At 63.6% G+C, this 26,583-nt stretch carries 26 protein-coding genes, 2 tRNA genes and 1 other RNA gene; 14 read left to right on the forward strand and 15 right to left on the reverse strand.

The features are described 5' to 3' along the window. Positions 1 to 109: 109 nt before the first annotated feature. Positions 110 to 829 (forward strand): hypothetical protein, encoded by a 720-nt coding sequence (locus NDO55_RS03115; RefSeq protein WP_252112322.1) that lies wholly within the window; start codon positions 110 to 112, stop codon positions 827 to 829. Between the two features lie 120 nt (positions 830 to 949). Here NDO55_RS03115 and ffs read toward each other — a convergent pair. The 5 genes from ffs to NDO55_RS03140 form a co-directional block, all read right to left on the reverse strand. After that, an RNA gene (gene ffs / locus NDO55_RS03120) (signal recognition particle sRNA small type) lies at positions 950 to 1,043 on the reverse strand. Between the two features lie 34 nt (positions 1,044 to 1,077). After that, positions 1,078 to 1,992, reverse strand: coding sequence for a class A beta-lactamase (gene bla, locus NDO55_RS03125; RefSeq protein WP_252112324.1), 915 nt, complete (start codon positions 1,990 to 1,992; stop codon positions 1,078 to 1,080). Next, positions 1,989 to 2,321: a 2Fe-2S iron-sulfur cluster-binding protein gene (locus NDO55_RS03130; RefSeq protein WP_252112326.1), complete on the reverse strand. Its 333-nt coding sequence runs from the start codon at positions 2,319 to 2,321 to the stop codon at positions 1,989 to 1,991. Before NDO55_RS03130 ends, bla begins: the two co-directional genes overlap by 4 nt. Next, the gene (locus tag NDO55_RS03135; RefSeq protein WP_252112328.1) at positions 2,318 to 3,409 is read right to left on the reverse strand and encodes a cysteine desulfurase family protein; all 1,092 of its coding nucleotides are present in this window, start codon (positions 3,407 to 3,409) and stop codon (positions 2,318 to 2,320) included. Before NDO55_RS03135 ends, NDO55_RS03130 begins: the two co-directional genes overlap by 4 nt. Then, on the reverse strand, positions 3,406 to 4,473 hold the full coding sequence (locus NDO55_RS03140) for a cysteine desulfurase family protein (RefSeq protein ID WP_252112330.1): 1,068 nt from the start codon (positions 4,471 to 4,473) through the stop codon (positions 3,406 to 3,408). The genes NDO55_RS03135 and NDO55_RS03140 overlap by 4 nt, the downstream gene beginning before the upstream one ends. A gap of 121 nt (positions 4,474 to 4,594) precedes the next feature. Between NDO55_RS03140 and NDO55_RS03145 the strand changes: the two genes are divergently transcribed. Next, positions 4,595 to 5,251 carry an alpha/beta hydrolase gene (locus tag NDO55_RS03145; RefSeq protein WP_252112333.1) on the forward strand — a complete coding sequence of 219 codons (657 nt, stop codon included), beginning with the start codon at positions 4,595 to 4,597 and terminating at the stop codon, positions 5,249 to 5,251. After that, positions 5,248 to 5,700, forward strand: coding sequence for a GNAT family N-acetyltransferase (locus tag NDO55_RS03150; RefSeq protein ID WP_252112335.1), 453 nt, complete (start codon positions 5,248 to 5,250; stop codon positions 5,698 to 5,700). The genes NDO55_RS03145 and NDO55_RS03150 overlap by 4 nt, the downstream gene beginning before the upstream one ends. Here the strand turns inward: NDO55_RS03150 and NDO55_RS03155 are convergent. Continuing rightward, positions 5,697 to 5,873 carry a hypothetical protein gene (locus NDO55_RS03155; RefSeq protein ID WP_252112337.1) on the reverse strand — a complete coding sequence of 59 codons (177 nt, stop codon included), beginning with the start codon at positions 5,871 to 5,873 and terminating at the stop codon, positions 5,697 to 5,699. The two genes, NDO55_RS03150 and NDO55_RS03155, sit on opposite strands and share 4 nt — an antisense overlap. 52 nt (positions 5,874 to 5,925) lie before the next feature. Here NDO55_RS03155 and NDO55_RS03160 point away from each other — a divergent pair, with 52 nt between their 5' ends. Further along, positions 5,926 to 6,180, forward strand: coding sequence for a hypothetical protein (locus tag NDO55_RS03160; RefSeq protein WP_252112339.1), 255 nt, complete (start codon positions 5,926 to 5,928; stop codon positions 6,178 to 6,180). On the opposite strand, the gene NDO55_RS03165 is transcribed toward NDO55_RS03160, so the two are convergent. After that, positions 6,177 to 7,115 (reverse strand): threonine ammonia-lyase, encoded by a 939-nt coding sequence (locus NDO55_RS03165; protein ID WP_252112341.1) that lies wholly within the window; start codon positions 7,113 to 7,115, stop codon positions 6,177 to 6,179. The genes NDO55_RS03160 and NDO55_RS03165 overlap by 4 nt on opposite strands. A 195-nt stretch (positions 7,116 to 7,310) precedes the next feature. Here NDO55_RS03165 and NDO55_RS03170 point away from each other — a divergent pair, with 195 nt between their 5' ends. From NDO55_RS03170 to NDO55_RS03185, 4 genes are all read left to right on the forward strand, one after another. Then, on the forward strand, positions 7,311 to 8,498 hold the full coding sequence (locus NDO55_RS03170) for a type III PLP-dependent enzyme (protein WP_252112343.1): 1,188 nt from the start codon (positions 7,311 to 7,313) through the stop codon (positions 8,496 to 8,498). Between the two features lie 37 nt (positions 8,499 to 8,535). Continuing rightward, the gene (locus tag NDO55_RS03175; RefSeq protein WP_252112345.1) at positions 8,536 to 9,612 is read left to right on the forward strand and encodes a 1,9-bis(guanidino)-5-aza-nonane synthase; all 1,077 of its coding nucleotides are present in this window, start codon (positions 8,536 to 8,538) and stop codon (positions 9,610 to 9,612) included. A 62-nt stretch (positions 9,613 to 9,674) separates the two neighbouring features. After that, complete coding sequence (locus NDO55_RS03180; protein WP_252112347.1) at positions 9,675 to 10,106, forward strand: MAPEG family protein; 432 nt, start codon at positions 9,675 to 9,677, stop codon at positions 10,104 to 10,106. A gap of 21 nt (positions 10,107 to 10,127) precedes the next feature. Beyond that, entirely contained in the window at positions 10,128 to 10,556 is a 429-nt protein-coding gene (locus NDO55_RS03185) for an MAPEG family protein (RefSeq protein WP_252112349.1), read from the forward strand. On the opposite strand, the gene NDO55_RS03190 is transcribed toward NDO55_RS03185, so the two are convergent. The 5 genes from NDO55_RS03190 to NDO55_RS03210 all read right to left on the reverse strand — a co-directional run bounded on the left by NDO55_RS03190 (position 10,543) and on the right by NDO55_RS03210 (position 17,229). Continuing rightward, positions 10,543 to 11,733: a class I SAM-dependent RNA methyltransferase gene (locus NDO55_RS03190; protein WP_252112351.1), complete on the reverse strand. Its 1,191-nt coding sequence runs from the start codon at positions 11,731 to 11,733 to the stop codon at positions 10,543 to 10,545. The genes NDO55_RS03185 and NDO55_RS03190 overlap by 14 nt on opposite strands. Next, the gene (locus tag NDO55_RS03195) at positions 11,730 to 13,079 is read right to left on the reverse strand and encodes an NAD(P)H-hydrate dehydratase (RefSeq protein ID WP_252112353.1); all 1,350 of its coding nucleotides are present in this window, start codon (positions 13,077 to 13,079) and stop codon (positions 11,730 to 11,732) included. The genes NDO55_RS03190 and NDO55_RS03195 overlap by 4 nt, the downstream gene beginning before the upstream one ends. Positions 13,080 to 13,087: 8 nt before the next feature. Beyond that, positions 13,088 to 13,915 carry a 4-(cytidine 5'-diphospho)-2-C-methyl-D-erythritol kinase gene (locus tag NDO55_RS03200; RefSeq protein ID WP_252112355.1) on the reverse strand — a complete coding sequence of 276 codons (828 nt, stop codon included), beginning with the start codon at positions 13,913 to 13,915 and terminating at the stop codon, positions 13,088 to 13,090. Then, positions 13,902 to 15,491, reverse strand: a complete 1,590-nt coding sequence (locus tag NDO55_RS03205; RefSeq protein ID WP_252112357.1) for a tetratricopeptide repeat protein — start codon at positions 15,489 to 15,491, stop codon at positions 13,902 to 13,904. The genes NDO55_RS03200 and NDO55_RS03205 overlap by 14 nt, the downstream gene beginning before the upstream one ends. An 88-nt stretch (positions 15,492 to 15,579) precedes the next feature. Continuing rightward, entirely contained in the window at positions 15,580 to 17,229 is a 1,650-nt protein-coding gene (locus NDO55_RS03210) for an electron transfer flavoprotein-ubiquinone oxidoreductase (protein WP_252112359.1), read from the reverse strand. A 111-nt stretch (positions 17,230 to 17,340) separates the two neighbouring features. On the opposite strand from NDO55_RS03210, the gene NDO55_RS03215 reads away from it, so the two are divergent. The 5 genes from NDO55_RS03215 (at position 17,341) to NDO55_RS03235 (ending at position 22,424) form a co-directional block, all read left to right on the forward strand. Then, on the forward strand, positions 17,341 to 18,072 hold the full coding sequence (locus NDO55_RS03215; protein WP_252112361.1) for a uracil-DNA glycosylase family protein: 732 nt from the start codon (positions 17,341 to 17,343) through the stop codon (positions 18,070 to 18,072). Then, complete coding sequence (locus NDO55_RS03220) at positions 18,069 to 19,772, forward strand: lytic transglycosylase domain-containing protein (RefSeq protein ID WP_252112363.1); 1,704 nt, start codon at positions 18,069 to 18,071, stop codon at positions 19,770 to 19,772. Before NDO55_RS03215 ends, NDO55_RS03220 begins: the two co-directional genes overlap by 4 nt. A gap of 40 nt (positions 19,773 to 19,812) precedes the next feature. Next, positions 19,813 to 20,886, forward strand: coding sequence for a PA0069 family radical SAM protein (locus NDO55_RS03225; protein WP_252112365.1), 1,074 nt, complete (start codon positions 19,813 to 19,815; stop codon positions 20,884 to 20,886). Between the two features lie 42 nt (positions 20,887 to 20,928). Next, a complete protein-coding gene (locus tag NDO55_RS03230) occupies positions 20,929 to 22,305 on the forward strand; it encodes a M28 family peptidase (RefSeq protein WP_252112367.1) in 1,377 nt (458 codons plus the stop codon). 42 nt (positions 22,306 to 22,347) lie between these two features. Then, positions 22,348 to 22,424, forward strand: a tRNA-Pro gene (locus tag NDO55_RS03235). Positions 22,425 to 22,447: 23 nt separating this feature from the next. Here NDO55_RS03235 and NDO55_RS03240 read toward each other — a convergent pair. From NDO55_RS03240 to NDO55_RS03250, 3 genes are all read right to left on the reverse strand, one after another. Continuing rightward, a tRNA-Ile gene (locus tag NDO55_RS03240) sits at positions 22,448 to 22,524 on the reverse strand. A gap of 52 nt (positions 22,525 to 22,576) precedes the next feature. Beyond that, positions 22,577 to 24,136, reverse strand: a complete 1,560-nt coding sequence (locus tag NDO55_RS12055; protein WP_252112369.1) for a sensor histidine kinase — start codon at positions 24,134 to 24,136, stop codon at positions 22,577 to 22,579. A gap of 180 nt (positions 24,137 to 24,316) precedes the next feature. Then, positions 24,317 to 25,549, reverse strand: a complete 1,233-nt coding sequence (locus tag NDO55_RS03250) for a tetratricopeptide repeat protein (RefSeq protein ID WP_252112371.1) — start codon at positions 25,547 to 25,549, stop codon at positions 24,317 to 24,319. A 180-nt stretch (positions 25,550 to 25,729) separates the two neighbouring features. Here NDO55_RS03250 and NDO55_RS03255 point away from each other — a divergent pair, with 180 nt between their 5' ends. Continuing rightward, positions 25,730 to 26,494, forward strand: coding sequence for a YaaA family protein (locus NDO55_RS03255; protein ID WP_252112373.1), 765 nt, complete (start codon positions 25,730 to 25,732; stop codon positions 26,492 to 26,494). The last annotated feature ends 89 nt before the right edge of the window (positions 26,495 to 26,583 follow it).

The raw sequence follows: 26,583 nt of genomic DNA on the forward strand, positions 1-26,583 counted from the left end.
AACGCACAGCTTGTGTCGCTATTGCGAGCCGCTAAGAGTGAGGGCGAACACTGACAACCGGCGTGGGGGAGTATTGAACATGCGCGTCTCGACAAAATTGGCTCTGGCAATGGCGGGCGTATCCTGTCTGGCAGGCGCTGCCATCGCGCAGGACGCGAACGAGATGATCGATTTCGGCGACGATACGAGCCAGTGGGCCAATGACGGCGAATGCGACGACTGGCGCTTCCAGGGCGATGGCATGGCAACCTTCCTCGATGAGGAAAGCGTGGGTCACGACGCGACCGATTGCCGTGCCGGTTACGAGGCCGGTGCCCTGACCATCCGTACCGAGCCCTACGATCCGGATGAAGCCATCGATGCCATGGTGGCCGATGTCGTCGAAGTCTCGTCCTATGAGCGCGCGATGCTGCCTTACCGCCTGGTCGCCGAACCCAACGCGGAAGCGATGGCGACGATCGATTTCGGTGACGATAGCGGTGCCTATCCCGAGGATGGCGAATGCGACGATCCGCGTTTCGAAGGCCCCGGCGCTTCGGGGTTCGGCGACAATTACGATGCGCATGGTGACGCAACCGATTGCCGGACGATGTACGAAGCCGGGAATGTTCGGCATGCCACGTTCGGCTTCGCGCCCTACCAGGAGCGACCGCGCCCGGGGCTGATCGATTTCGGGGATGACAGCAGCTACGCCGCCAATGACGAGCAGTGCGATGATCCGCGCTTCGTCGGCGGTCGCATGGCTCTGTATCTTTCTGCAGTCGATATTCGCAGTGATGCCAGCGACTGTCGGGCGCTGTATCTGCGCGGGCAGATTACGGTTCGGTAGCGGCTTCGGGGCGGCCCGAAGCCGTCGGTCCTGTCGCTAGCGCGCAGGCCGTCCGTTCCACAGCACTATCGTGCAGCGACGCTCGCTGGCGCTCCGCTTTCGCTTCACTCTGTGCTGTTGGAAGGTGGAAGCCGACGACCCGACCGAAACCGCTGTGGCTGCTCCCTTCCGGGCCTGACCAGGTTCACGGGCAAGTCGTCCGCCGACTTCCGAGGGGGCATATGGCGAGATGATCGCCTGATTGCAAGTCAGTCGGTGACGATATCCGCAAGCACCTGCCCGACCGAGGCGTGGATCGCCCTGGCGTCGCGCAGTGAAAGCTGCGGGCGTGCCAGCATGACGGCGAAGTAATAGAGCTCGCCATCGGGGCCGCGGAACCAGCCGATATCGTTGACCTGCTGGTTGGGCATGCCTTCCGGACGGCAGGTGCCGGTCTTGTCACCGGCGCTCCAGCCATCGGGCAGGCCGGCGCGCACCCGGTCGAGGCCGGTCGTGCTCTTGTGCGTCAACCGGGCGAGCTCGTCGGCCTGTTCCTCGGCGAGGATCGAGCCATCGATCAGGCGCCGAAGCGTGTTGGCCATTGCCATCGCCGAACTGGTGTCTCGGAGGTCCTCTGGTAAATTCTCGTTGAGGCCGGTTTCGTAGCGGTCGAGCCTCGAGACCGTATCGCCCCATCCCCGCCAGCGGGCGGTCACCGCCTCCGGGCCGCCCAGCGCTTCGATCAGCATGTTGGTGGCCAGATTGTCGCTCGACGACACGGCGGCATCCACGGCCTCGCCCAGCGTCGCGCTGCCCGAGCCGTCGACAAGCTTGGCTTCCATTACCGGCTGATAGCCCGGAAAATCGTCGCGCGTGTATGTGACGCTGGTGTCGAGATCGATCACGCCCTCGCCCGCCGCTTCGAACGCTGCGCCGGCGAGCGCGACCTTGAAGCTCGAGCAGAAGGCCATGCGCTTGTCTGGGTCGACAGTGACCAGCGGCTCGCCCGCGCTGTCGATGAGGGCGACGGCCAGATCGCCGCCCGATTGCGCCTCGATGACCAGTAATTCGCCTTGGGGACCGAAATCGTTGGGGTCCTCGACCTGCGGGATCACGATCGTTCGCGGCTCGCCGCTGGTGCAGGAGGCAAGCAGTACCACTGCGGGGATCATCCAAGCTTTCATCGGTTGCTCCAATCCTGGCTGGCGCCCGGTATGCGGACGGTGAACGGCCCCTTCTCCGGCACTTCGACCTGGCAGGCGAGCCGCGACGTCGCGCTCACATGCGGCGCGAAGTCCAAGAGATCGTCTTCCTCCTCGCTCGCCGCCGGAAGCCGGTCGAAATCCTCGCGCGCAAGGATCACATGGCAGGTCGAGCAGGCCATCGCCCCCTCGCACGTGCCTTCCAGCGGTTGCCCCGCCTTCTGCGCGACATCGAGCAGGCGCGCGCCCGCTTCGGCCTCGACCTCCTGGTCGAGACTGCCATCGGGGCGAAGGAAGCGGATCAGGGTCATTGCGCGGCCGCAGCCTCGTTGATCCGCGCCATCGCGTCAACGAGCTCGGTTTCTTCGGTATAGCGCCCGAAGCCGATCCGGATGGATGAGCGCGCTTGCCTGTCCTCGAGACCGATTGCGCGCAGCACGTGGCTCGGCCGACCCGATCCGCTGGCGCAGGCCGATCCCAAGCTGATGGCGATATCGCGCAGGTCGGCAAGCAAGCGCGGGGCATCGAGCCCGTCGCGACGGATGTTGAGATTGCCATGATAACGCTGGCTCGCGCTGCCGTTGAGCTGCCAGCCGTCCAGCTCGGCCATGGCGGCGGTCCAGAGCGCCTCGACATGGGCGTGATCTTCGCTGAACCGCTCTTCGGCAAGCTGCGCGGCGACGCCGAAGCCGACGCACAAAGCCGGGCTGAGCGTCCCCGAGCGCATCCCCTGCTCCTGTCCGCCGCCATGGATAAGCGGTTCGGGCGCGACCCAGTTACGCATCCACAAGGCGCCAATGCCTTTGGGGCCATGGATCTTGTGGGCGCTGACGGCGACCATATCGGGGCCATCCGGGATCTCCACGCGGCCGAGTGCCTGCACGGCGTCGCAGAGCATTAGCGCGTCTTTTTCGTGCGCGATGGAGGCGATCTCGGCGATGGGCTGGATGACGCCGATCTCGTTATTGACCAGCATGGTGGTGACCAAGGCTGTGTCATCGCGCACGGCATCACGAGCGGCGTCGAGGTCGACGATGCCATCCGCTTTGACCGGCAAGACCGTGACGTCGTGGGTCTTGCCCCAATGCTCGACCGTATCGAGGACGGCGGCATGTTCGGTCGCGAGCGTCACCACATGGGTGCGCTCGGTCTTTGCGAGCGTGCCCTTGATTGCCCAGTTTAGTGCTTCAGTTGCCGATCCGGTGAAGGCCAGTTGCCCGTCATCCCGACCCATGGCGGACTGGACGCGGCCCCGTGCGACTTCGATCGCGGCCGCCGCCTCGCGACCGGCCCGATAAGGCGCGTGCGGATTGGCGAACTTGTCGCCCAGCCAGGGACGCATCGCCGTCTCCACTTCGGGAGCGAGCGGTGTCGTCGCCTGGTAGTCGAGATAGATCACGCCGCGGCGCGGCTCACGATGCGGTCGAGACGAGTGAGCAACGCGTCGACATCCTCGCGGGTGGTATCGGGCCCGAAGCTTACGCGGATAAAGCCTTTATGCACTTCGACCGGCAAATGCATTTCCCCTACGACGCGGCTGCCCTTCATGGCACCGGATGAGCAGGCCGATCCCGCCGAGACGCTGACGCCATCGAGGTCGAGGCTGACCAGCATTTGCGGGGCTTCGGTGCCGGGGAAGGAAATGCCGCCGATCGTCGCGATACGCGGCGCGCCCTCGGCGATGACCACGCCGCCGCGGGCTTTCACCTCGGCCTCGAAATAGGCACGCAATTCCTTGTGGCGGTCCATCGCCTTGCGGAAACGCCCGGCTGCCAGTGCGGCTGCAAAGCCGGCGGCGGCAGGCACGTTCTGCGTGCCGCGACGATAGCCCTTTTCCTGGCCACCGATGGCTTCCAGCGTGGTGAGGTCCTTGACCAGCAAGGCGCCGATCCCGGCAGGCCCGCCCAATTTGTGGCCGGAAATGCAGGTATAGTCGGCGTCCGGAATGTCGATTTTGCCCCCCGCCTGCGCGGCGTCACAGAGCAAGAGCGACCCGGCGGCGCGAACCTTTTCGGCGATCTGCTCGGCAGGCTGGATGACCCCGGTCTCGTTATTGACCAACTGGATCGCGACGAGCGCTGGTCCCTTGGCCAGGGCAGCGTCCAGTTCTTCCATCCTGATGATGCCGTCATGATCGACGCCCAGCTTGATGCTGTCGGCGCCCATCATGCAGGGCACGATGTCATGTTCGGTCGCGCCATGGATGCGGCCCGGCAGCTTGCAACGCTTGGCCGCCAAAGCAATCGCCTCGCTTGCCCCGCTGGTGAAGATGACATCGCCATCCCAATCGAGGACGTCCTTGATCGTCTTGCGCGCCTTTTCGAAGATGCCGTTGCAGTTGCGTGCTTCGGCATAAGGACTGTTCGGATTGGCCCAACAATCGAAGGCGTCCATCATCGCCTGACGCGCTTCGGGATGAAGCGGCGTGGCCGCTGCGTGATCGAAATAGAGACGGTCCGGCATCTCTTCCCCCTTGGAACCCTTGATATTCTCGCAATTGCGCGAACGCCTTCACTCCCTATATAGGAGCCTGCGTCGCGCGAAAGCCTTTCGTGCAATAATATATCATAGAATAGGCTCGTCCATGCCAGAAGTGATTTTTCCCGGACCCGAAGGTCGTCTCGAAGGCCGTTTCACCCCCGGACCCCGCCCCCGCGCACCTGTCGCGCTGATCCTGCACTCGCATCCGCAGGCCGGCGGCACGATGAACAACCAGATCGTGCAGATGCTGCACAAGGATTTCGTTCGTCGCGGTTTTGCGGTGCTGCGCTTCAATTTCCGCGGCGTCGGCAAAAGCCAGGGGACATTCGACAATGGCATCGGTGAATTGTCCGACGCGGCCGCGGCACTCGACTGGGTCCAGTCGATCCATCCCGAGGCCGAAGTAACCTGGGTTGCCGGCGTCAGCTTCGGCGCGTGGATCGGCATGCAGCTCCTGATGCGTCGCCCCGAAATCCGCGGCTTCATCTCGATCTCGCCGCCCGCCAACATGTATGATTTCAGCTTCCTCGCCCCCTGCCCCGCCAGCGGGATCATCATCCAGGGTACCGGCGACGAAGTCGTCACGCCCAGTGCGGTGCAGAAGCTGGTCGACAAGCTGCGCACCCAGAAGCACATCACGATCGAGCATAAGGAAATTGCCGGCGCGAACCATTTCTTCGCCGACGAAATTCCCGAACTGTTCAAGGAAATCGACACCTACCTCGATTACCGCCTCGACCCGGACTGCCCGATCCGGTGAGCGACTATGCGGTTAGGCGTTTGGGCGAAGGCGATGTCTCGGTAGGGTCATCGATCAACGCCCTCTACGCCGCCGCCTTTGAAGATGACGAGCATTATCTGTCTGCGCCTCCGAGCGGGGACTATCTACGGACCTGCCTCTCCGACCCCCTCTTTCTGGCATTCGTAGCCGAAGATGAGGGAAAGGTCGTCGGCGCGCTGACAGGGTATGAACTGCGCAAGTTCGAACGCGAGGCGAGTGAGCTCTACATTTATGACCTTGCGGTCGATGAGGATTATCGGCGCGAAGGTGTCGCATCAGCGCTTATCGAGGCAGTCCGCAGTCATGGCCGCGAAATCGGTGCGACGGTCGTGTTCGTGCAGGCGGACAAGGATGACGCGCCGCCGATGGCGCTCTACGCCAAGTTTGGCAAGCGCGGCGATCACCACCATTTCGATATCGAGCCCTAGGGCACCGTCCAAATCAGAACATTGGCGACGAGGATGAGTGCCATCGCGATCATCAGCCAGCCGCGCTGACGGGCTGGCCCTTCGCTGCCACGGATCAGCTTGATGCCGACGAACAGCAACAGGAACGCAGCCAGCATCGCGATCGACAAGGCGGCAGTAGCAATTGGCGGCATTCCGCGATTTCCTTCACGATATCTTTACGCCTGCCGCTCTAATGCGGTGGCCATGGGAACGCTTACCCCCGAAGCCCGGCTCGAGGAAGCCTTTGAACGGATCGAAGAAACGATCCTGCCGTGCATCTCCATGATGCTCGAAACGCTGCTCGATGCGTCTGCGGGTCTTGGCGAAGCGGATCCCAAGGTTTTGGCTGCAGAATTGCAGATCCTCGCCGCCGAACTCGAAGAGCTGATCCAGGCGGTCGAGCGCTCGAGCCCGGCCAAGATGGACCCCGGCCCCTACCGCGCCCGCGACGTCGCCTAGGCGACCAGCTCTTTCCAGAGCGCTTCATCCACATTGCCACCGCTGACAATTGCGATATCGCCTTCGCGCGGTTCGACGACGCCTGACAATAGAGCCGCCAAAGCGACCGATCCACCGGGTTCGACGACTTCGCCTTGCTCTTGCCAGGCCCAGCGGACAGCGTTGCGAACTTGCGCATCGCTCACTTGCACGCCGGTTGCGCCGGTCTCGCGAAGGATGCGGACCGTTGCCTCGGCCGGACGAAAGGTCTGGATCGCATCGCACATGGTGAAGGGCGGATTGGGGCCGACGGCTTGCGGCGTCCCGCTTTCCAGCGAGCGCGCCATATCGTCCCAGCCCTCGGGTTCGACCACGACGATTTCCGCGTCGGGACAGGCCAGCGCGATACCTGCGCTCAGCCCGCCGCCGCCACAACAGATGATGATGCGGCGCAGGTTGTCGGCTTGTTCGAGCAATTCGAGTCCGATCGTGCCCTGCCCTGCGATGATGTGCGGGTCATCGAAACTTGGCACCAGCGTCGCGCCACGTTCGTTCGCCAATCGCGCGGCGATCTCTTCGCGGCTCTCGGTCATGCGGTCGTAGAAGACGATCTCGGCATCGTGACTGCGCGTACCTTCGATCTTCGCGGCGGGCGCATCGACCGGCATCACAATGGCGGCGCGGATACCGAGCCGTTTCGCCGCGATCGCGACACCTTGTGCATGATTGCCGCTCGAGAAGGCGACGACGCCTCTCGTCCGCTCTTCCTCGCCCAACGCGATCAATCGGTTGGACGCGCCGCGCAGTTTGAAGGCCCCGCCAGTCTGCCGATTTTCCCATTTGATGTGGACGTCTGCATCGCCGATCCGCGCGCGTGTCAGCGGGGTTTTGACCACCTTATCCTCAATTCGACGGGCTGCCGCCTCGACCCAGCTACGATCCGGAACATTCAGCATCTCGTAAGCCTTTATTTTCTAAATGAAGTTCCACGGATGGGGGCGCGGTGCCAGACGGCACTGCCAGTTTCCCTTTACATGATTATTCGATTGGCCCTATAGGGCCGCTCTCGCTGCCCCATGGGACTTCCGCAAGGCAGCAAAGTGTTGAATTCGGCAGCCCGCTGCCAGTTTTGCCCTTGGAGGTCCCTTGAGTTGCACGAACACCATTCCGCGCTGGGGCTAGTTAAAGCCCGCAAGCCGATCCTTCCGGTAACGCTCGTTCGCCCGCACGCTGCTTTTCGTGCGGCGCGCTTCTTCGTGGAAAAGTTACCCGGCAAGAGCCTGTATGCGGTCAAGGCCAATCCCGATCCAGACCTGCTGAAGGTCCTGTGGGAGGCCGGTATCAGCCATTACGATGTCGCCTCGATGGGCGAAGTGCGCCTCGTCGCGCAGACGTTGCCCGAAGCGACGCTGTGCTTCATGCACCCCGTCAAGGCGACCGAGGCGATCGAGGAAGCTTATTTTGTCCATGGCGTGAAGACCTTCAGCCTCGACAGCATGGCCGAGCTTGAGAAGATTCGCCGCGCCACACGCGGAGCGACCGATCTCAACCTGCTGGTGCGCCTGCGCGTCTCGTCGGAGCATTCCAAGCTAAGCCTCGCCACCAAATTTGGTGCCGAGCCTGGAGAGCTGCCTGAGTTGCTGATGGCCGCGCGCCAGACGGCCGATGCGCTTGGCCTGTGCTTCCATGTCGGCAGCCAGGCAATGAGCCCGGCCGCGTTCGGCGATGCGATGGAGCGCGTGCGCGCGGCCATCGTCGAAAGCAGCGTGACGATCGATATCGTCGATGTTGGCGGCGGTTTTCCGTCGGCCTATCCCGACCTCGATCCGCCGGCGATGGAAAGCTTCTTCCAGATGATCCACGAAAAGTTCGAGGATTTGCCGATCAGCTACTCGGCCGAACTCTGGGCCGAACCCGGCCGCGCATTGTGCGCCGAATATTCGAGCGTGCTCGTTCGTGTCGAACAGCGTCGCGGCAACACGCTCTACATCAACGACGGCGCTTATGGCGCCTTGTTCGATGCCGCACATATCGGTTGGCGCTACCCGACCCGGCTCATCCGCGAGGAGGATAGCGAGGCCGAACTGGTGCCGTTCCGTTTCTTCGGTCCGACCTGCGACGACATGGACAAGATGGAAGGCCCGTTCTTCCTGCCCGACGATATCGGTCCCGGCGACTATATCGAAATCGGCATGCTTGGCGCCTACGGCAATGCGATGCGCACCCAGTTCAACGGCTTCACGACCGAAGAGCCGGTGCGCGTGTCGGACGATCCGATGATGACGCTTTATGGCCCGCGTTCGGAACAGGACGAGGCCTCGAACGTGGTTCGCCTGTAAGGCGCGTTCGGAACAGAAAATTTTGAGGGAGATGAATATGAGCGAGGATCTCGCCACCCATCCGGACGAGGATCAGATCGACCGCCAGAAAAAGGCCGAGCTGCTCCAGAGCCCCGTCGAGCATATCGATATCACCAGCTTCGACGCGCGCTCGGTCATCGATGCCATGGGCAAGATGAGCTTCACCAGCCGCGATCTCGCGCGTGCCACGCGCATCTACAACCAGATGCTCGAGGACAAGGATTGCTCGGTCATCCTAGTCGTCGCCGGGTCGACCAGCGCGGGCGGCTGCATGGATCTCTATGCCGAGCTCGTGAAGAACAACATGGTCGATGCCATCGTCGCCACTGGCGCGACCATCGTCGACATGGATTTCTTCGAAGGCCTTGGTCACAAGCATTATCAGGCGCTCGAAATCCCCGACGACAAGGTGCTGCGCTCGCTCTACATCGACCGCATCTACGATACCTATATCGACGAGGAAGCGCTCCAGGACACCGATCACACGATCGCGGCCATTGCCAACTCGCTCGAGCCCAAGGCCTATTCGAGCCGCGCTTTCATCCGCGAGATGGGCAAGTATCTCGTCGAGCATGGGAAGAAGGAAAACAGCCTCGTCAAGCTCGCCTACGAGCATGACGTGCCTATCTTCTGCCCAGCCTTCGTTGATAGCTCGGCAGGCTTCGGCCTCGTCAAGCACCAGGTCGACCGCGCCAAGGCCGGCGAAGACTATATGGTGCTCGACGCCATCGCCGACTTCCGCGAACTGACCGATATCAAGATCAAGGCCGGTACTACCGGCCTCCTGATGATCGGCGGCGGCGTGCCCAAGAATTTCGCGCAGGATACGGTCGTCTGCGCCGAAATCCTCGGTCATGAAGATGTCGAGATGCACAAATATGCGATCCAAATCACCGTCGCTGATGTGCGCGATGGTGCCTGCTCCTCCTCGACGCTTCAGGAAGCCTGCAGCTGGGGCAAGGTCGACACCGCGCTCGAACAGATGGTCTATGCCGAGGCCACCTCGGTGCTGCCGCTGCTGGCTAGCGACGCCTATCATCGCGGTCACTGGAAGAGCCGCGCCAAGCGCGCTTTCGCCAAAATGTTCGACTAGGTTTCCTTACGAAACCGGAACGGCTAGAAAGCCCCTCGAAAGCAATTTCGGGGGGCTTTTTCATGAAACTGTTGCTGCAACCGTTGGCCGTCCTTGCCATCTGGACGATGATAGTCTGGGCGTGGCTCTATGCGACGCGCATGACCGCTCTCAAGAAGGCCGGGATCGACCTCAAGGGACGTCACGGCACCAAGGGTGGCGATCTCGACGGCGTGCTGCCCGACAAGACCCAGTGGGTCGCGCACAATTACAATCACCTGCTCGAACAGCCGCCGCTCTTTTACGCAGTCGTTATCGCGCTGGCGATGCTGGGTGACATGAGCGAACCGACGCGGATGATCGCCTGGGCCTATGTCGGCCTCCGCATCGCGCACAGCCTCGTCCAGATCCTGTGGAACCGCGCGCTCGTGCGCTGGGCGCTCTTCATGCTCGCCTCGATCGGACTGTTCCTGTTGTGCCTGCGCTTGCTCGCGGGCGTATTCATCGTCGCGTAGGTCCATAAAAGGAGAAACCCAATGGAGTTCAGCCCGCTAATCGGCCCGATCATTGCGCTCGTCGCTTGGACGATTGTGATGATGTTCTGGGCAGTGATCCGCATTCAGAAGGCGATCAAGTCCGGTGCCGACCTTTCCAACGTGCCCGCCGGCGCGCGCGGCCGTGATCTGGAAGGCCATATTCCGCCGCGTGCCTGCTGGCCGCGGCAGAATTACGAGCACCTCGTCGAGCAGCCGACCCTATTCTACGCGATCGTCATTGCGATCGTGCTGATGGGTGGCGACCATGTCGTCAATCTCTATCTGGCGTGGGGATATGTGGCACTCAGGATCGGCCATTCGCTGGTGCAGGTGGCAGGCAAATCGCGCAGCCTGTTCTTCGTGACTTCAACCTTGTGCCTGATGGCGCTGACGCTTCACGCGGCCATCGAATTTATCAGCCACATGTGAAGCGGCTGACCAGCTCGACATGGGTCGACCAGCGGAATTGTCCGACCGGTCGCACCCAGTCGAGCGAATAGCCGCCTTCGACAAGGATCGCGGCATCGCGCGCGAAGGTGCCCGGATTGCAGCTGACCATCGCGGTGACCGGCACCTTGCTGGCTGCCAATTCGCGACATTGCGCCTCGGCACCCGATCGCGGCGGATCGAGGATGACGGCGCCAAAAGCTGCGAGCTCTTTCGCGTCATAGGGACGGCGATATAGGTCGCGATGCTCGGGATCGACCGAGCGCCGTGCCCGCCGCGCCGCCTGCATTAACGACAGGATGGCTTCGCGTCCGGCTTCCGCAGCGGTGACTTGCTTGCCGACCGATAGTGCGAACGTGCCGAGGCCTGCGAACAGGTCGAGCGTGGGGCCGTCACTGCCTTCCAGCGCTTCCGCGACACCGTCGACAAGCGCCTGCTCGCCATCCTTGGTCGCCTGCAGGAAGCTGCCCTGCGGGAACGGCACGGCGATGTCGCCAAGCGTGATCGTGACCGGCTGCGGCTCATAGCGCGGCTCGGCGCCGTATCCCTCGTCGACCGACAGGCGGGCAAGTCGTTGCCGTTCGGCAAAGGCCGGCAGCGCCTCGGCGGCCTCCAGCCCTTCGGCTTCGATCCCCGCAAGCATGAGGTCGACGCCCTGGTCGGTCAGGGTCATCTGGACCCGTCCGGTGCGACGCGGTGGAAGCATCTTGCCCAGCAGATCCCGCAGCGGCGAAAGCAGGGCGAACAGGTCGGGATGAAGGACATGACATTCAGTCATATCGACGATCTTGTGCGATTTTTCCTGCGTGAAGCCGATGACGACACGCTTGCCGAGTTTCAGCGCCTTGAGGTCGGCGCGGCGGCGGCTCTTCGGTGGCGACAGATGCGCCGCGCGAATGTCGGTCGATAGGCCCTTCTGCGCCAAGGCTCCGGCGACACGAGTCTCGCAATAGGTGGCAAAGGCCGCGTCGGTGAGGTGCTGCAGCTGGCAGCCGCCACATTCGGGGAAATGCCGGCAGGGCGGCTCCCGGTAGCCGTCACCGCGGGCAACGACTTTGCCGTCCTTGATCGTGTCGCCCGGCGCTGCGAGCGGGACATAATGGCCCGCGTCGGTGACGCCGTCGCCGCGACCGGCAATCTGGACGACCTTCTCGCTCACATCACGTCCGGCAGTGCGGCGATGAGATCATCGGCGATGAAGGGAATGTCGCACGCTTCGGCAGCGCGGCCATGCAGCCAGACACCGGCGCAGGCCGCCTCGAACGGCTCCATGCCACGCGCCCGCATCGCGGCGATGATCCCCGACAAAACGTCCCCTGCTCCTGCCGTCGCCAAGGCTGCGGGTGCGGGCGGTGCAAAGCCGAGCCTGCCGTCGGGTGCGGCAACGAGCGTGTCGGGCCCCTTGTAGACGATGACGCACTGCGTCTGTTGCGCCGCGAGCAACGCGCGGTCGGCTTTCGAACCCACAAGGTCTCCGAACAGCGCGCGGAACTCGCCTTCATGCGGCGTTAGGATGGCGTCATGGCCCGCAAGACGATCGGGCTCACCGACATGACGCAGCGCGTCGGCATCCAGCACGAGCGGATGGGTCTTCGTCAACGCGACGGTCAGCAGCGGCGGGATGTCTCCCATCCCCGGGCCGACCAGCAGGCAGCCGATGCGCTCGTCATCCAGTGCGCCCGCATCCTCGGTCTGGACGACGCTGGACGGCAGGCCGTCGATCATTCGGCTCGTCGATACGCGGACATAGCCGGCACCTGCCCGTGCCGCAGCATGCGCGCTCAAGGCGATTGCACCGGGCATCGCGCCCGAGAGGCAATGGACCATGCCGCGGTCGAATTTGTGTCCCTGCGCATCGAGCGCGGGCAAATCGGGTTCGGCGATCTCGAACCAGTCGCTCTGGGTTTCGAGCCCGATCGCGGCGCTGGCAACACGGCCGCAAGCCTGCATGGCAGGCGAAAGGCGGTGGGCCGGCTTCAACGCGCCCATGGTGACGGTGAGATCCGCCGGACCCAGATCGGTCAGGATCGCGCCAGTATCGCTTTCGATCCCGCTCGGCAAATCGCAGGCCACGACGCGCCGGGCGGCCGTAAACAGGCGCCGTGCAGGCTCGGCAATGTCTTCGTCGATCGGACGCGTCAGGCCAGTCCCGAACAAGCAATCGAGCACAAGGTCAGCAGGCGCGGTATTCTCATCGATGGCCTCTACCGGTCTGCTCCAGTCTTTGGCAGCCAGCTTGGCGCTATCGGCGGTCGGCTCGCCCACTGCGGCGATACGGACACTCGCCCCGGCCTCGACAAGCAAGCGCGCCGCGACATAGCCATCGCCGCCATTATTGCCCTTTCCGACCAGCACCAGCGTTTCGCGTGCGCCCGCAAACCGCAAGGTAGCCTCGGCCAGCGCCGCACCGGCGCGTTCCATCAGTGCATATTCGTCGGTGCCGGCCTCGAAGGCATGTTGCTCGAGGCGGCGCATCTCTGTGGCGGTAAGGATCGGTCGGGCCATGCGGCCCCCTAGCGCAACTCGCTGGCCAAATGCCACCATTTGTCGGGACAGGCTGCCGCAGCCTCATTGCGGACGTCGGCATCGTCGAACATGGCGAAACATGTCGCGCCGCTCCCGGACATGCGAGCGAGATTGACGCCCTCTCGCTCGCCGAGCCATCGCAAGACATTATCGATTTCAGGTGCGAGCGCCCGGGCCGGCATTTCAAGATCATTGCGTCCAGACCGCCAAACCGTGCCGAGTGGCCCTCGGTCCTGTCCATCCCATGCCTTGAAGACCTCGGCGGTCGATACGGCAACGCCCGGATTGACGAGAAGGACCGGCGTGCCGGACAGACCCTCGATAGCGACAGGGTTCAGGCGTTCGCCCACCCCCTCGCCTCGCGCCGTCATGCTGAGCAGACAAGCAGGCACGTCGGCGCCGAGCCCCGGTGCAACCTGCTGCGCCAAGGAAGGATCGAGCGACCAAAGGCGCGTCAGCACACGCAACGTCGCGGCCGCGTCTGCGGACCCGCCGCCTATTCCGCTCGCGACCGGAAGCTTCTTGTCGAGATGCAATTCGACAGAGAGTTCCTGGTCGGCAGCTTCGGCGAGCGCATGGGCAGCGCGGATGACCAAATTATCGTCACCTGCTTCGAGGCCGTCAGAGAATGGGCCGCCGATGGTCAGGCTTGTCCGTTCAGCAGGACGCGCCGCGATCATGTCGCCTTCGATCAGGAAGGCGAACAAAGTCTCCAGCTCGTGATAGCCGTCATCGCGTCGCCGCCGCACATGCAGCGCGAGATTCAGCTTGGCCGGCGCAGGCTCGCGCAGCCAGCCGTCTTCAGGGCGCTTCATTGCGTTCAGAAAGGCCAAAGCCCAATTTGTCCTCGAGCCGCTCGACCATCGCCATTTCCTCGGCAAAGACCAAGGCCGCTTCCCAGGCAAAGCGCGCCTCGATCGGGTTGCCCGTCGCGTAGAGCGCATCGCCATAATGTTCGTGGATCTCGGGATCGTCGGGCGACAGGCGCGCGGCGCGTTCGAGGACGTCTGCCGCCTCGGCCAGCTCGCCATTCTTGTAGAGTGCCCAGCCGAGGCTGTCGGTGATGGCCGGATTGTCGGGCTGGATGTTGCTGGCGTTGCGGATGTAGGCGAAGGCGCGGTCCAGTTCCTCGTCCCGCTCTAGCAGCGCATAGCCGTAATAATTGAGCAGCACCGGTTCCTCGGGCGAAATGGCCAGCGCGCTGCGCAGCAGGCTGCGCGCCGTGTCCCAGTCACCGGCATCATGCCGTGCCAGCGCTTCGAGAAACAGCAACTGCCATTCGGGCTCGGCCTGCATGCCACGCTCACGCGCATAGGCATCGGCGGCTTCGTCGGGGCGCTCCAGTGCCATCAGCGTATCGCCGATGCGAGCCCAGCCGCCGGCGCGGCCCGGATGGGCCTCGCGATCGGCTCGGGCGATGGCCAGCGCTTCTTCGGCCTGGTCCGCATTGAGCAATCCTTGGATGACGCTGTCGCGCGCCTGCAAGATGAGCGGTGAGCTGTCGGCCACACCGCGATAGAGGTCGAGCGCTTCTTCGCTGCGACCGACGCGATCCATCAGCGCGCCGGTGATAATATCGGCGCTTTCATTGGCAGGGTCGGCAAACCGTCCGACCTGCGCGAGCAGCAGCGGCAGGTCGCCTGCCCGGCCCTGTGTGAGGTCGACCGCGACCGCAATGAGCAATTCGGACAGGCCTTCTGCCGGTGTGCGGATCGCCATGCCAAGCGTCTCGCCGGCCTGAAGGCGCTCACGCGCCTCGACCAGCATTGCATCGTCGCCTGCAAGCAGCGCCATCGCGGCATCAGGGCGTCCGAGCGAATAAAGCGACTCTGCAAATGCCATGCGCATGCGGGCTTCGCGGCCACCGGCGCGGGCAATGGCTTCGTCGATCAGCGGTAGCGCGGGTTCGACACGGCCGGCGGCAAGATAGAGCAAGGCCGCCTGCTCTTCGATCTGGCGCGACAAGGGGCGTTGGCGCGAGAGGCCGGCCAGGCGGCTCGGGCCCGTCGGTTCGCGGCCACCCCGGGCCGTCGCGACATCGATCCAGCTGCGCACGAACGGCGCCATGAAATCGAGGCTGACGCGGGTCGTGTCATCATTGACGATGGCCAACGCCTCGGCCCAGCGTGCGCCGCGCAGCGCATCGGCAAGAAGCAGCATGCGCAAATCGAGATTGGCATCCGACAGGTCCGCCGTCTTGGCCAGTTCGAGCGCGAGATCGAAGCGTCCGGCCGCAATCGCGCTGGATGCGGCGCGACCTTCGAACCCAGCGACCCCCTCGCCGCCTTCCTCGATCAATTCGACATAGAGATTGGCGGCGCGATCGCTTTCGCCGAGCAGTTCGGCGGTGCGTGCATCGACGAACAGGTCGAGCGGGCCCTTGGGCAGCACATTGACGTTGACGGTGACACTGAGCGGCTGTGCGGCAAAGGCCGGGGCCGCGCCCAGCGTGAGTGCCGCGATGCCGGCGAAAACGGGCTTACATGTTCGGATAATTGGGGCCTCCTCCGCCCTCGGGCACGACCCAGTTGATGTTCTGCGTCATGTCCTTGATGTCGCACGTCTTGCAGTGGACGCAGTTCTGGGCGTTGATCTGCAGCTTGGGATTGCCTTCTTCCTCTCCGACGATCTCGTAGACGCCAGCGGGGCAGTAACGCTGCTCCGGACTGTCGAACACGGCATAATTGACCGTGATCGGTACGCTGTCGTCCTTGAGCGTCAGGTGAATGGGCTGGTCTTCCTCGTGATTGGTGTTGGAGAGATAGACACTGCTCAAACGGTCGAAGGTCAGTTCGCCATCGGGCTTGGGATAATGGATTGGCGTTGCCGCATGCTTGGAGCGCATCTCCTTGTGATCGGCATGATGCTTCATCGTCCACGGCGTACCAAAACGCTGGTTGAGCCACATTTCGATGCCGGCAAGGAAGGTGCCGAGCTTGCCGCCATATTTGGCGACCATCGGCTGCACGTTGCGGACCTTCTTCAATTCCTTGCCGACCCAGCTGTCCATCACGGCGGGGCGATAGCCTTCGAGCACGTCGTTCGATCGGCCGGCGCCCAACGCCTCGGCGACATGTTCGGCAGCGATCATGCCGGTCTTCATCGCCGTATGATTGCCCTTGATGCGGGGCACGTTGACGAAGCCCGCCGAGCAACCGATGAGCGCGCCGCCCGGGAAAGCCAGCTGCGGAATGGCTTGCCAGCCACCTTCGTTGATTGCGCGCGCGCCGTAGGAAACGCGCTTGCCGCCTTCGATCTCCGCACGAATGTCGGGATGCGTTTTCCAGCGCTGCATTTCCTGGAAGGGCGAGAGGTAGGGATTGTCGTAATCGAGCGCCACGACGAAGCCCAAGGCGACCTGCCCATTGTCCTGATGGTAGAGGAAGCCCCCGCCCCAGGCATCTTCGAGCGGCCAGCCCTGCGTATGGATGACCTTGCCCGGCACATGCTTTTCGGCCGGGATGTCCCACAATTCCTTGATCCCGATGCCATAGACTTGGGGGCCGCTTTCCTCGCGCAGCTTGAACAGGTTGGTCAGTTCCTTGGTGAGGTGACCGCGCGCACCTTCCGCGAAGAGCGTATATTTGGCGTGCAGTTCCATGCCGGGCTGGTAGTCGGGGCGGTGCGAGCCGTCGCGCGCCACGCCCATGTCGCCAGTGGCGACGCCCTTCACATTGCCGGCATCGTCGAACAGCACTTCGGCTGCGGCAAAACCGGGGAAAATCTCGACTTCCATTTCCTCGGCGATGCCCGCCATCCAACGGGTGAGATTGCCAAGGCTGCCGGTGAACGCGCCTTTATTGTGCATATATTCGGGCGTCGCGATGTGCGGGATCGAGATCTTGCCGGTATCGGTGAGAATCCAGTGATGATTCTCGGTCACCTCGATCTTGAGCGGGCAATCGTCGCGTGACCGCCAGTCGGGGAGCAGTTCATCAAGCGCCTTGGGATCGATGACTGCACCCGACAGGATATGCGCGCCGACTTCCGATCCCTTTTCGAGGATCGCGATCGAGATGTCCTGCTCGCGTTCTGCTGCGAGCTGCTTGAGGCGGATTGCCGATGCCAGTCCCGCCGGGCCTGCCCCGACGATGACGACATCATATTCCATGGATTCGCGTTCGCTCATCACTACTTTCCTTGGCCTTGAACCTTTGGTCGCAATTTGCCGTCCATTCGGCTTGAGACTGCACTGACAATGAATTGACCGCGCCGTCAACATGGCCGAACGTCGCCAGCAATGAACCAAGGGGTGGGAATCGACCGTGAAGCAGCCGCAGCGTTGCTCGGATGGTGGCGCGACGCAGGCGTCGACGTGGCAACGCGCGGCGATGCGCCGAGCTGGCGGTCGCTGGCCAAAAAGCCAGTTCAGGATGCAACGCCGGAGCCGGTTCCTTCACCCGTAGCAGAAGCACCGCTGCCGGCGGCGCCGGCCGCAGCACCCGTCGCAACGCCGCAACAGCCGCTTCCCGACACGCTGGATGCGATCAAGCAATGGCATGAAGCGCGCGCCAACGAGCTCGGGGCGCCGCTCGTGCCTGCAAATCTCAATGAGAATGCGCCGTTACTGGCGGTCGGCGGTCGTGCCGAAACAGCCAATGCGGCTTTCGAGGGCGAGATCGGTACGCTCTTCAACCGCATGATGGCCGCGATCGGGGTCGAGGCACCGTCGACCTTGCTGATCGAGCCGGTGCTGATGCCCGGCACCGCAAGCCAGCGCACCCTCCCCGACGACCTGGTCGAAGTGGCGCGGCGCTCGATTGCAGGCGCGAAGCCGCAGCGTCTTCTCATTTTCGGGAACCAGGCCAGCCAGTCGCTGCTGGGCATGCCGCTCGCAAAAGCGCGCGGCCAGCTTCATCACTTCAATTCCATTCCCACGGTGGCGACGCTTCACCCGCGTTGGCTGATCGAACGACCGCGCGACAAGAGACTCGCCTGGGAAGACATGCTCATCCTCATGGGGGCGCAATGATCCGTATCGCCGCGTTAATGGCAGCATTGATGGCCACGCCTGCAATGGCCCAGGACAATCAGCGCACGTTGAAGATCGACCTGTTCGAAGAGCGTGACTATGCGAGCGACCGCGCCGTGGGGCCGCAAAGCTGGGCCGGCGTTATGTCGGCCATCGATGCGGGGCAATGGGATGCGGCGCGCACTGCGATCCTGCGCCAATCCTCGCGCGATCCGATGCGCAGCTATGCGCTGGCCGAGCTTTACCTTGCGCCGGATTCGCCGCGCATCGAAGGCGCGGCATTGGCCGAACTGGTGCGAGAGGCGCCCGAACTGCCGCAAGCGCAGCGGCTTGCCGGCCTTGCCCAGACTCGCGGCGAAGCAACGCCGCCGACCTTGGTCGAACGCCGCCTCGTCGGCCTTGGCGGCGCACCGCGCCGTACGCGGCCCGATGCGATCGACGGTCGCGACTTCGACGCGTTGCGGTCGGACTTGCGTCCTTTTGTCGAGGCCGATGACGGCGCGGGTGCCGAAGCGTTGTTCCGCGAGGCCATCGACGATGGTCGCCTCTATGGCGAAGCCCGCTCGGAATTCGCACAGCGCGTGGCCTGGATCTATTATATCGAAGGACGCATTCCCGATGCAGCCCGGCTCGCACGCGAAGGTCGCCTCGCCGGACGCGCCGAATGGCAGGCCCAATCAGCCTGGGTCGAAGGTCTTGCCGAGTGGCGGCTCAACAATTGCGAAGCTGCGTCGGTCGCCTTCCGGACGACCGCGCTGGGCACCAGCGATCGCGAGCTGGCGGCCGCCGGTCACTATTGGTCCGCCCGCGCCGAACAGAAATGCGGCCGTCCCCAAATCGTTGCCGAGCGGCTGCGCGCAGCAGCGACGGATGCCGAGACATTCTACGGCCAGCTAGCCCGCGCACGCATCGGGGCTCCGCGTCAGCTCCCGGCGCGCGTAGCCGAGCCCGACCGGCGCATGCGCAGCGTCGTCGATACGCTGCCCAATGTGCAGCGGGCTCGCCTGCTGGCAGAGTCCGGCGAACGCGCCCGTGCCGAGGAATTGCTGCGCCACCAGGCGCGGGTCGGTTCGCCGACGCAGCATCAGGCGCTGATCGAGATTTCGAAGGAATTGGGGCTAGGCGGGCTGCAATATTTTCTCGCCACTAATGGCCCGTCGGGCGTGCGCACCAATGCCGAGGCGCGCTATCCGCATCCCGCTTGGGAGCCCGACAATGGCTGGCGGATCGATCCGTTCATGGCTTTTTCCCACATCATCCAGGAAAGCGATTTTCGAGAGCGGGTAGTGAGCCCGGCCGATGCCGTCGGCCTCATGCAGGTGCGCCCTGGCACGGCACGCGACACGGCGCGCTCGCGCGGCCAGAGCGTGACGGTCGAGCAATTGAAGCGGCCCGAGACCAATATCGATCATGGCCAAGCTTTCATCGAGCAGATGCAGCGCAATAGCGCCACGCGCGGCGAGCTCCTGCGGGTCATCGCATCCTATAATGCGGGGCCCGTCCCGGTGGCTCGTTGGGCGACCATTCCCGACGACGATCCATTGCTGTGGATGGAGAGCCTGCCCTATTGGGAAACGCGCTTCTATATCCCTGCCGTGTTGCGCAACTATTTCGTCTATCACGCCGAAGCCGGCACGACGCCGCAGGCGCTGACGGACCTCATCCAGGGCCGGACCCCTCGGTACCCGCAAGCGCGCTAACGTTCTTGTTATGTTCTTGGCGTTCGGCTAGGCTCATGCCATGCCGATCGAGTCGAAAAAGGGGCGCGGTGCTACGCGCAATGATGCGTCGTCGCGCTTCAATTTGAAGCAGCATGTCGTCGACGGTGACTGGCTCGACGAGGCCGAAGCGATCGATGGCGGCCCCCCTCCCCGCCGCACGACGGTGACCATCGAGCGGCCCAAGACCATCCTCACCCGCAATCAGTCGCCCGATCTCGGTTTCGATCGCTCGGTCAATCCATATCGCGGGTGCGAGCATGGCTGCATCTATTGTTTCGCGCGACCGACCCACGCTTATCATGACTTGTCGCCCGGGGTGGATTTCGAAAGCCGGCTCTTCGTCAAACCCGATGCCGCGCAATTGCTCCTCAAGACGCTGTCGCGCGATGGCTACGAGGCCAAGCCGATCGCGCTCGGGACCAACACCGATCCGTACCAGCCCATCGAAGGGCGTTGGAAAGTGACGCGCTCGATCCTCGAGACGTTGTGCGATCTCAAGCATCCCTTCACGATCACGACCAAGTCGGATCGCGTGCTGCGTGATATCGACCTGATCGCGCCTGCCGCACGGCTTGGCCTCTGCGGCGTCGCGCTGTCGGTCACGAGCCTCAGTGCCGACATTCATCGTACGCTTGAGCCTCGCGCTCCCGCTGCACGCAAACGCCTCGCCGCGATCAAGGCGCTCGCCGATGAAGGCGTGCCGGTTTATCTGTCGGTCTCGCCCGTCGTGCCGCACATTACCGATCACGAGATGGAAGCGATTGTCGAAGCGGGCGCAAAGGCCGGGGCGAAAATGGCCTTCTACCTTCCGGTGCGCCTGCCCCACGAAGTCGCGCCCTTGTTCAAGGACTGGCTCGAAGCCCACTATCCCGACCGTGCCGGCAAGGTCATGGCGACCATCCGTTCGCTGCGTGGCGGCCGCGACAACGACCCGCGTTTCTTCAGTCGCCAGCGCGGCGAAGGCGTATGGGCTGACCTGTTCGCGCGCCGCTTTGCCAAGGCCTGCCGCGATAACGGGATCGGGCGCGAGAAGATCAAGCTCAATTGCGGGCTCTTCACCCCGCCGCAGGGTGCCCAACTCCGCCTCATCTAGTGGCTAGTGACAGGGCCGGAATGACGCACTAGCGTTCCAGCCATGACAAAGACCTCCACGCGCCTCGCGCTCGCCGCCCTCGTCTCCCTTCCCGCCGTCGCCATTGCCCAGCCGGCGGCGATGCCGACCGTCGACCCGATGGTCGCCGAGCTTCGTGACGCCGCGCTGGAGGACGAATTGGCCTGGGAATTGCTCGAAGGTCTGACCACCGAAGTCGGTCCGCGCCTTGCCGGCACCGAGGCCGAAGCCCGCGCCCGCGACTGGGCAGTCGAGCATTTGACGGAGCTCGGCTTTGCCAATGTCCGCGTGGAAGAATTCACCATGCCGACCTGGGTGCGCGGCGAAGAAAAGGCCGAGATCATCGCGCCATTCCCGCAGGAACTGGTGCTGACCGCACTCGGTAATTCGGGTTCGACCGGCCCCGACGGTCTTGAGGCAGAAGTCATCGGTTATGCAGATTATCCCAGCTTCCTTGCCGACGACCCGGCGAACCAGGCCGGCAAGATCGTCTTCATCTCGCATGCCATGCCGCGCAACCAGGACGGGTCGGGCTATTCGCCGGCATTCGGCAGCCCACGCTGGTTCGGCCCCAACGAAGCCGCCTCGCGCGGCGCGGCGGCGATCATCGTTAAGTCGATCGGCACCGAGCACGATCGCACGCCGCATACCGGCAATACGAATTTCCAGCCGGGTGTAACCCCCATCCCTGCCGCGGCGCTCGCCATTCCCGATGCCAACCAGCTGATGCGTGTCCTCGAACGTGCCGACGGCCCGGTGACGATGAAGCTATTGCTGACGCCCCGCAATATTGGCGAACAGGTGTCGGGCAATGTCATCGCCGAAGTGCCGGGCCGCAATCCCGATGCCAAGAAATTGCAGGTCGCCTGCCATCTCGACAGTTGGGACAACAGCGTCGGCGCGTTCGATGACGGCGCGGGCTGCGCGATCGTTGCGGCCGCCGCCAAGCGGATCATGGAGGCCGGGCGCCCGATGCGCACCATCGAGATCGTCTGGTACGGCGCCGAGGAAGTCGGCATCTGGGGCGGGCGTGATTTTGCGGCCCGTCATGATGGCACTGACTATCATGCCGTCGCCGAGAGCGATTTCGGTGCCGATCGGGTATGGAAAGTGACGACGAATTTCGGCGAGGGTCGCCGCGCCGAGGCCGACGGCTTGCGCGCCGCCTTGGTCCCGCTCGGTATCGTGCCCGGCGAATATGACCAGGCGGGCGGCGCCGATATTGGACCGCTGATGCGCGAGGGCGCGCCGGGGCTGAGCCTGCGCCAGGACGGCACCCGCTATTTCGACCTGCATCACACCCCCAATGACACGCTCGACCAGGTCGACCCCGAACAATTGCGACAGAATGTCGCGGCCTGGACAGCGATGCTGGCCTATCTGTCTGGCGGTATCGAATAGGCTTGGAGAAATGGTCCCGCCTCTGTTAGGGGCGCGGCCAGTCGGGGAGTAGCGCAGCCTGGTAGCGCATCTGCTTTGGGAGCAGAGGGTCGCAGGTTCGAATCCTGTCTCCCCGACCATTTTCTTCAGCGATGGAAAAGCGTGGTAGGCCCGGCAGGACTTGAACCCGCAACCTAGCCGTTATGAGCGGCCAGCTCTAACCAGTTGAGCTACGGGCCCCCGCGCTAGGACTGCACGTAGAAAGTGCCGCGCGCTCATGCAAGCACTTCGCTCAGGCCGCGCGCGGAAGCGACAGCCGGAAGCGATTGCCCTCGAGGACGAGGTCGCCGCCCCCTACTCGCGCCAGCCCGCGCACGAGGCGCAGCGAAAAGCCGAGGCCCAGCAATGCCTTGGCATCGTTGCCGATGATCAAGGCGGGGTCGAACAGCTGGTCGGTCGAATAGTCGGCGAGCCGCGCAGGGCGATCGATGACGAGCAGGCAATGCCCCTCATCCTTGGCAAATCCGATCGAAATGCTGCTGCCGGCCTCTGCGGCGTCAGCGAGCGCGCCGACGAGACGCAGGATCAGGCGCTCGGCAAGATCGGGGTCTGTGTCGCAGGTCGCCTCGGCGCTGTCGCCGGTGATAGCGAGGTCGGCGCCCTTGCGGGCTGCGCGCGCGGCAAGGCTTTCGCGCAGTTCGGCGACGATATCGCCGAGCGGCTTGCGCTTCTTCTTGCCATCGCCGACCTGGATACGTGCAGCGTAGTCGAGGTCCTTGATCGCTTCCAGGAGGATGCGTGCCTGCGCAACGATTTCGGCCGCGCGCTCACGATAGCGGCGGTGCGCGGGTCCCAGATATTGACCGTCGATGATTTCGGCAAAGCCGATGATGGCGTTGAGCGGGGTCTTGATCTCGTGGACAAGCTCGCGCAGCGATTGCGCGTCCTGCGGCGGCAGGATTTGTTGTTCGGGTCGTTCAGCGGGAGCGCTATTGGCAGCCTTGCCCGCGCGCGCCGCAACGCCGGCATATCCGAGAAAGTGTCCACTTTCCTCATCATATTTCGGCTCGCCGCGAAGATCCCACCGACCGGGGAGGCCCGTGATCGCCATGTTGCTCGCGTCGAACGGCTCGCGGGCACCAAGTGCGGCGGAAAGCGCCGTGTCTGCAGCGAGCGAATAGCCGACCAGTGCCGCGCGCGGTGCGCCTTCGACCCATCCAATCTGTCCGTCGGGACCCGCTTCCCACGCAATCGTGTCAGAAATTTCGATGACTTGCGGCTCGCGCGCCGCAGCAGCGCTCTCGGCAGGTTCCAGCTCCGGGGGCTCGGCCTGCTCTTTTTCGGGCTCAGGTTCGGCGCGCTCCTTGCGCGGGCGCTCGGGCAAGTCGACGGCGAGATCGGCGCGCGCGGCTTTCAGCTTGTCGAGGATCTGCGCAAGGCGGCGACCGGATTTCTCTTCCTCGCCCAGGTCACGCCACAGGCTGGCCAGGAAGTTGCGCGTGTCGCCACGCGAGGCCGCAAGCAGGCGGAGCCGCATCGGCTTATCGGTATGGGCGGATGCCAGGACCGGCGCCGCGACCGCTAGCTCTTCTTCGGCGAAAATGGTCAGGATTTCCTCGCCCAGCGCCCGGCCTGCGATCGAGCGGGCGGCGGCGCTGCGCACTTCATCGGGAATGGCGTCGCGTTCGGAGCGGATGACGGCGATTGCGGCGATCAGCGGCGCGCTGTCGGTGACGCCCGCTTCGCTCATCTTCGCCGCCAGTTCGACAAGCTGGCGCCAACGCACGGCACGATCCCTCGGCCCCGCCACAGGCAGGGTGAGCAATGTTGCCAGGCGTTCGTCGAAACGCACCGTCCGTCATTCCTTTCACGTCATAGAATCCGACGAGAATGGAGGTGGGGTATGGAAGGCGTCAGCTTCTAGTAAGAATCCGTTAACCTTCCCATTTTGGAACAGGTTGCGATGTGCCACGAAAAAGGGCGCCGAACCGAAGTCCGGCGCCCCGATTTCGGACGTAATGTCGTGCGAGCCTTAGCTCTGGGTCGCGACGTAGGCGAGCCACAGATCGGCGAGCGTGTCATACTTGCCACCGACCTGGTCGAGGGCAGCCTTGGCACCGGCCCAGTCACCCATGCCGACCAGCGCCATGCCGAGACGCAGGTTGATGAGGTTGGTGTCCGGGTTCGCCTTGGTCAGCGCGGCGCGATAGAGATCGGCAGCACGCTGATACTCGCCAGCGCCATAAAGGCTGTCGGCAGCAGTGCGTGCGGCCAGTGCATCGGCAGCGGTCATCGCAGCTGCGGCATCATCCTCGATGACCGCACGGTCGGCCGCGGCGTCCTTGCGGGCCTGGTCGAAGCGCTGCGAGAAGGCGACCTTGGTCGGGTCGATCGCATTCACTTCGGCACCTTCTTCGAGCACCGAAAGAGCCTCGATACCGTAGGCACTGCGGATAAGCGCATCGGCGTAGGTCGCATAGTCATATTCACCGGCCAGCGCGCCAGCGACGCGCGACAGACGATAGACGTCGACGGCTTCGTTATCGCTCAGCGCGCCGCTTTCGAGCGCACCTTCGAGATAATAGCGCGTCACCGAGCGCCACACTTCGGCGCTGGGATAAGCCTGGGCCCACTTGATGGCGACCGGCACACCGCCGGCGAGGCCTTCATTATAGGCGATCGAGATGGCGTTGCTGTACCACGTTTCCGGGACTTCCGCGCCGGCAGCTTCGTTGACCGCGATACCGCGCGACATGTTTTCGAACGCCAGTTCGCTATTGTCTTCCTCGTAATGGCTGAGGCCGATGCGCAGATAGGCTTCGCCATAATTGGGGTCGCTCTGGAGCGCACGATTGAAGAGCGTGCGGGCCATTTCGTAATTTTCGTCATTATACTGGCGGATGCCTTCGTTGACGAACTCGTTGGCCCAGTTGACCGAGGGATCCCAGCCCGACTGTTCCATGTCGCTCAGCGCGCTCATGAGGGTGTTGGTGTCGCCAGTGGCTTCCGCCATCTGCAGCTTGAGATAACCGAGATAATAGCGATCGTCGGGCTTCTCGATATTCGGTTCGACGGCAGCAAACAGCGCCGGGGCTTCGGCCCAGTTCTGCGCCTGGACGGCTTCCTGCGCCTTGAAAATGCTGTCACGAGCCTTGTCGGAAACTTCGATCTGCTTGCCTTCCTCCTGCGCGATCGCAGCGCTCGGCGCGGCGACCATGGTCGTGCTGGCGAGGGCAAGCGCGATGGCCGTAAGGGTCGATTTCATAAAGCTCTCCAAATTAGGGAAATGTTCGATCGTGGGCGCATTTAGCCGACGACACTGCGTTTCGCCAGTCTTCCTAGGCAATTCCGGCTGAACAATGATTGAATTGATCGTTTTCCTTGGCGAAAGCACCGCCTTTCGGACGGCTTTGACGCGGGGCCGGCTTTTCGCTAGCCGACGGTCATGATTATCCTTCTATCGCCTGCAAAATCGCTCGACGAGACGAGCGGCTATCCCGAAGAACTCAGCGTCCCGCGTTTCGAGCGCAAGGCCGCGCAGATCGCGCGCGCTGCCGCAAAACTGAGCTCTGACGATCTCCAGCGGATCATGGGTATTTCCGAGAAACTGGGTGACTTGAACGAGGAGCGCTACAATCGCTTCTTCAATGCCGAAACGCGCCCGGCCATTCGGACTTTCTCCGGCGATGTCTATCGCGGCTTTGATGTGGCGAGCGCCGATGACGATACGATTGCCTATGCGCAGGACCATGTGCGTATCCTGTCGGGCCTCTACGGCATGCTGCGTCCACTAGACCGGATGCGTCCCTATCGCCTCGAAATGGGGACGAGCTGGTCGCCTACCGAGGGCGAAGATGGCAAGCTGACCGATCACTGGGGTGATGCGGTTGCCAAGGAATTGCGCAAGCAGCTGCGCGAGGAAGGGTCGAACGTGCTGCTCAATTTGGCGAGCAACGAATATTATGACGTCGTGCGCGGCCAGTTGCCCAAGAAGCTGACGATCGTCGAGCCCGACTTCCGGGTGCGCACCGCCAAGGGGCTGCAGTTCCAGAGTTTTGCTGCCAAGGTCGCCCGCGGCGCGATGGCGCGCTGGGTCTGCGAAGAGCGGATCGAAAGCGTCGAGGCATTGCAGGGCTTCGACCGCGATGGCTGGGTCTATTCGGAAACGGAATCGTCCGAAAACGCCCCCATGTTCATCCGCGAGGGCTAATCCGCTTTACGCTCACGTAAGGCAAGGACTTTATTCTTGGCCTTCTGAGGCGCTTGTTGCTAGTTTGTTGGCATAGGGAATCGCCACGG

This window comes from Sphingomicrobium sediminis (assembly GCF_023805295.1).
Lineage (GTDB): Bacteria > Pseudomonadota > Alphaproteobacteria > Sphingomonadales > Sphingomonadaceae > Sphingomicrobium > Sphingomicrobium sediminis.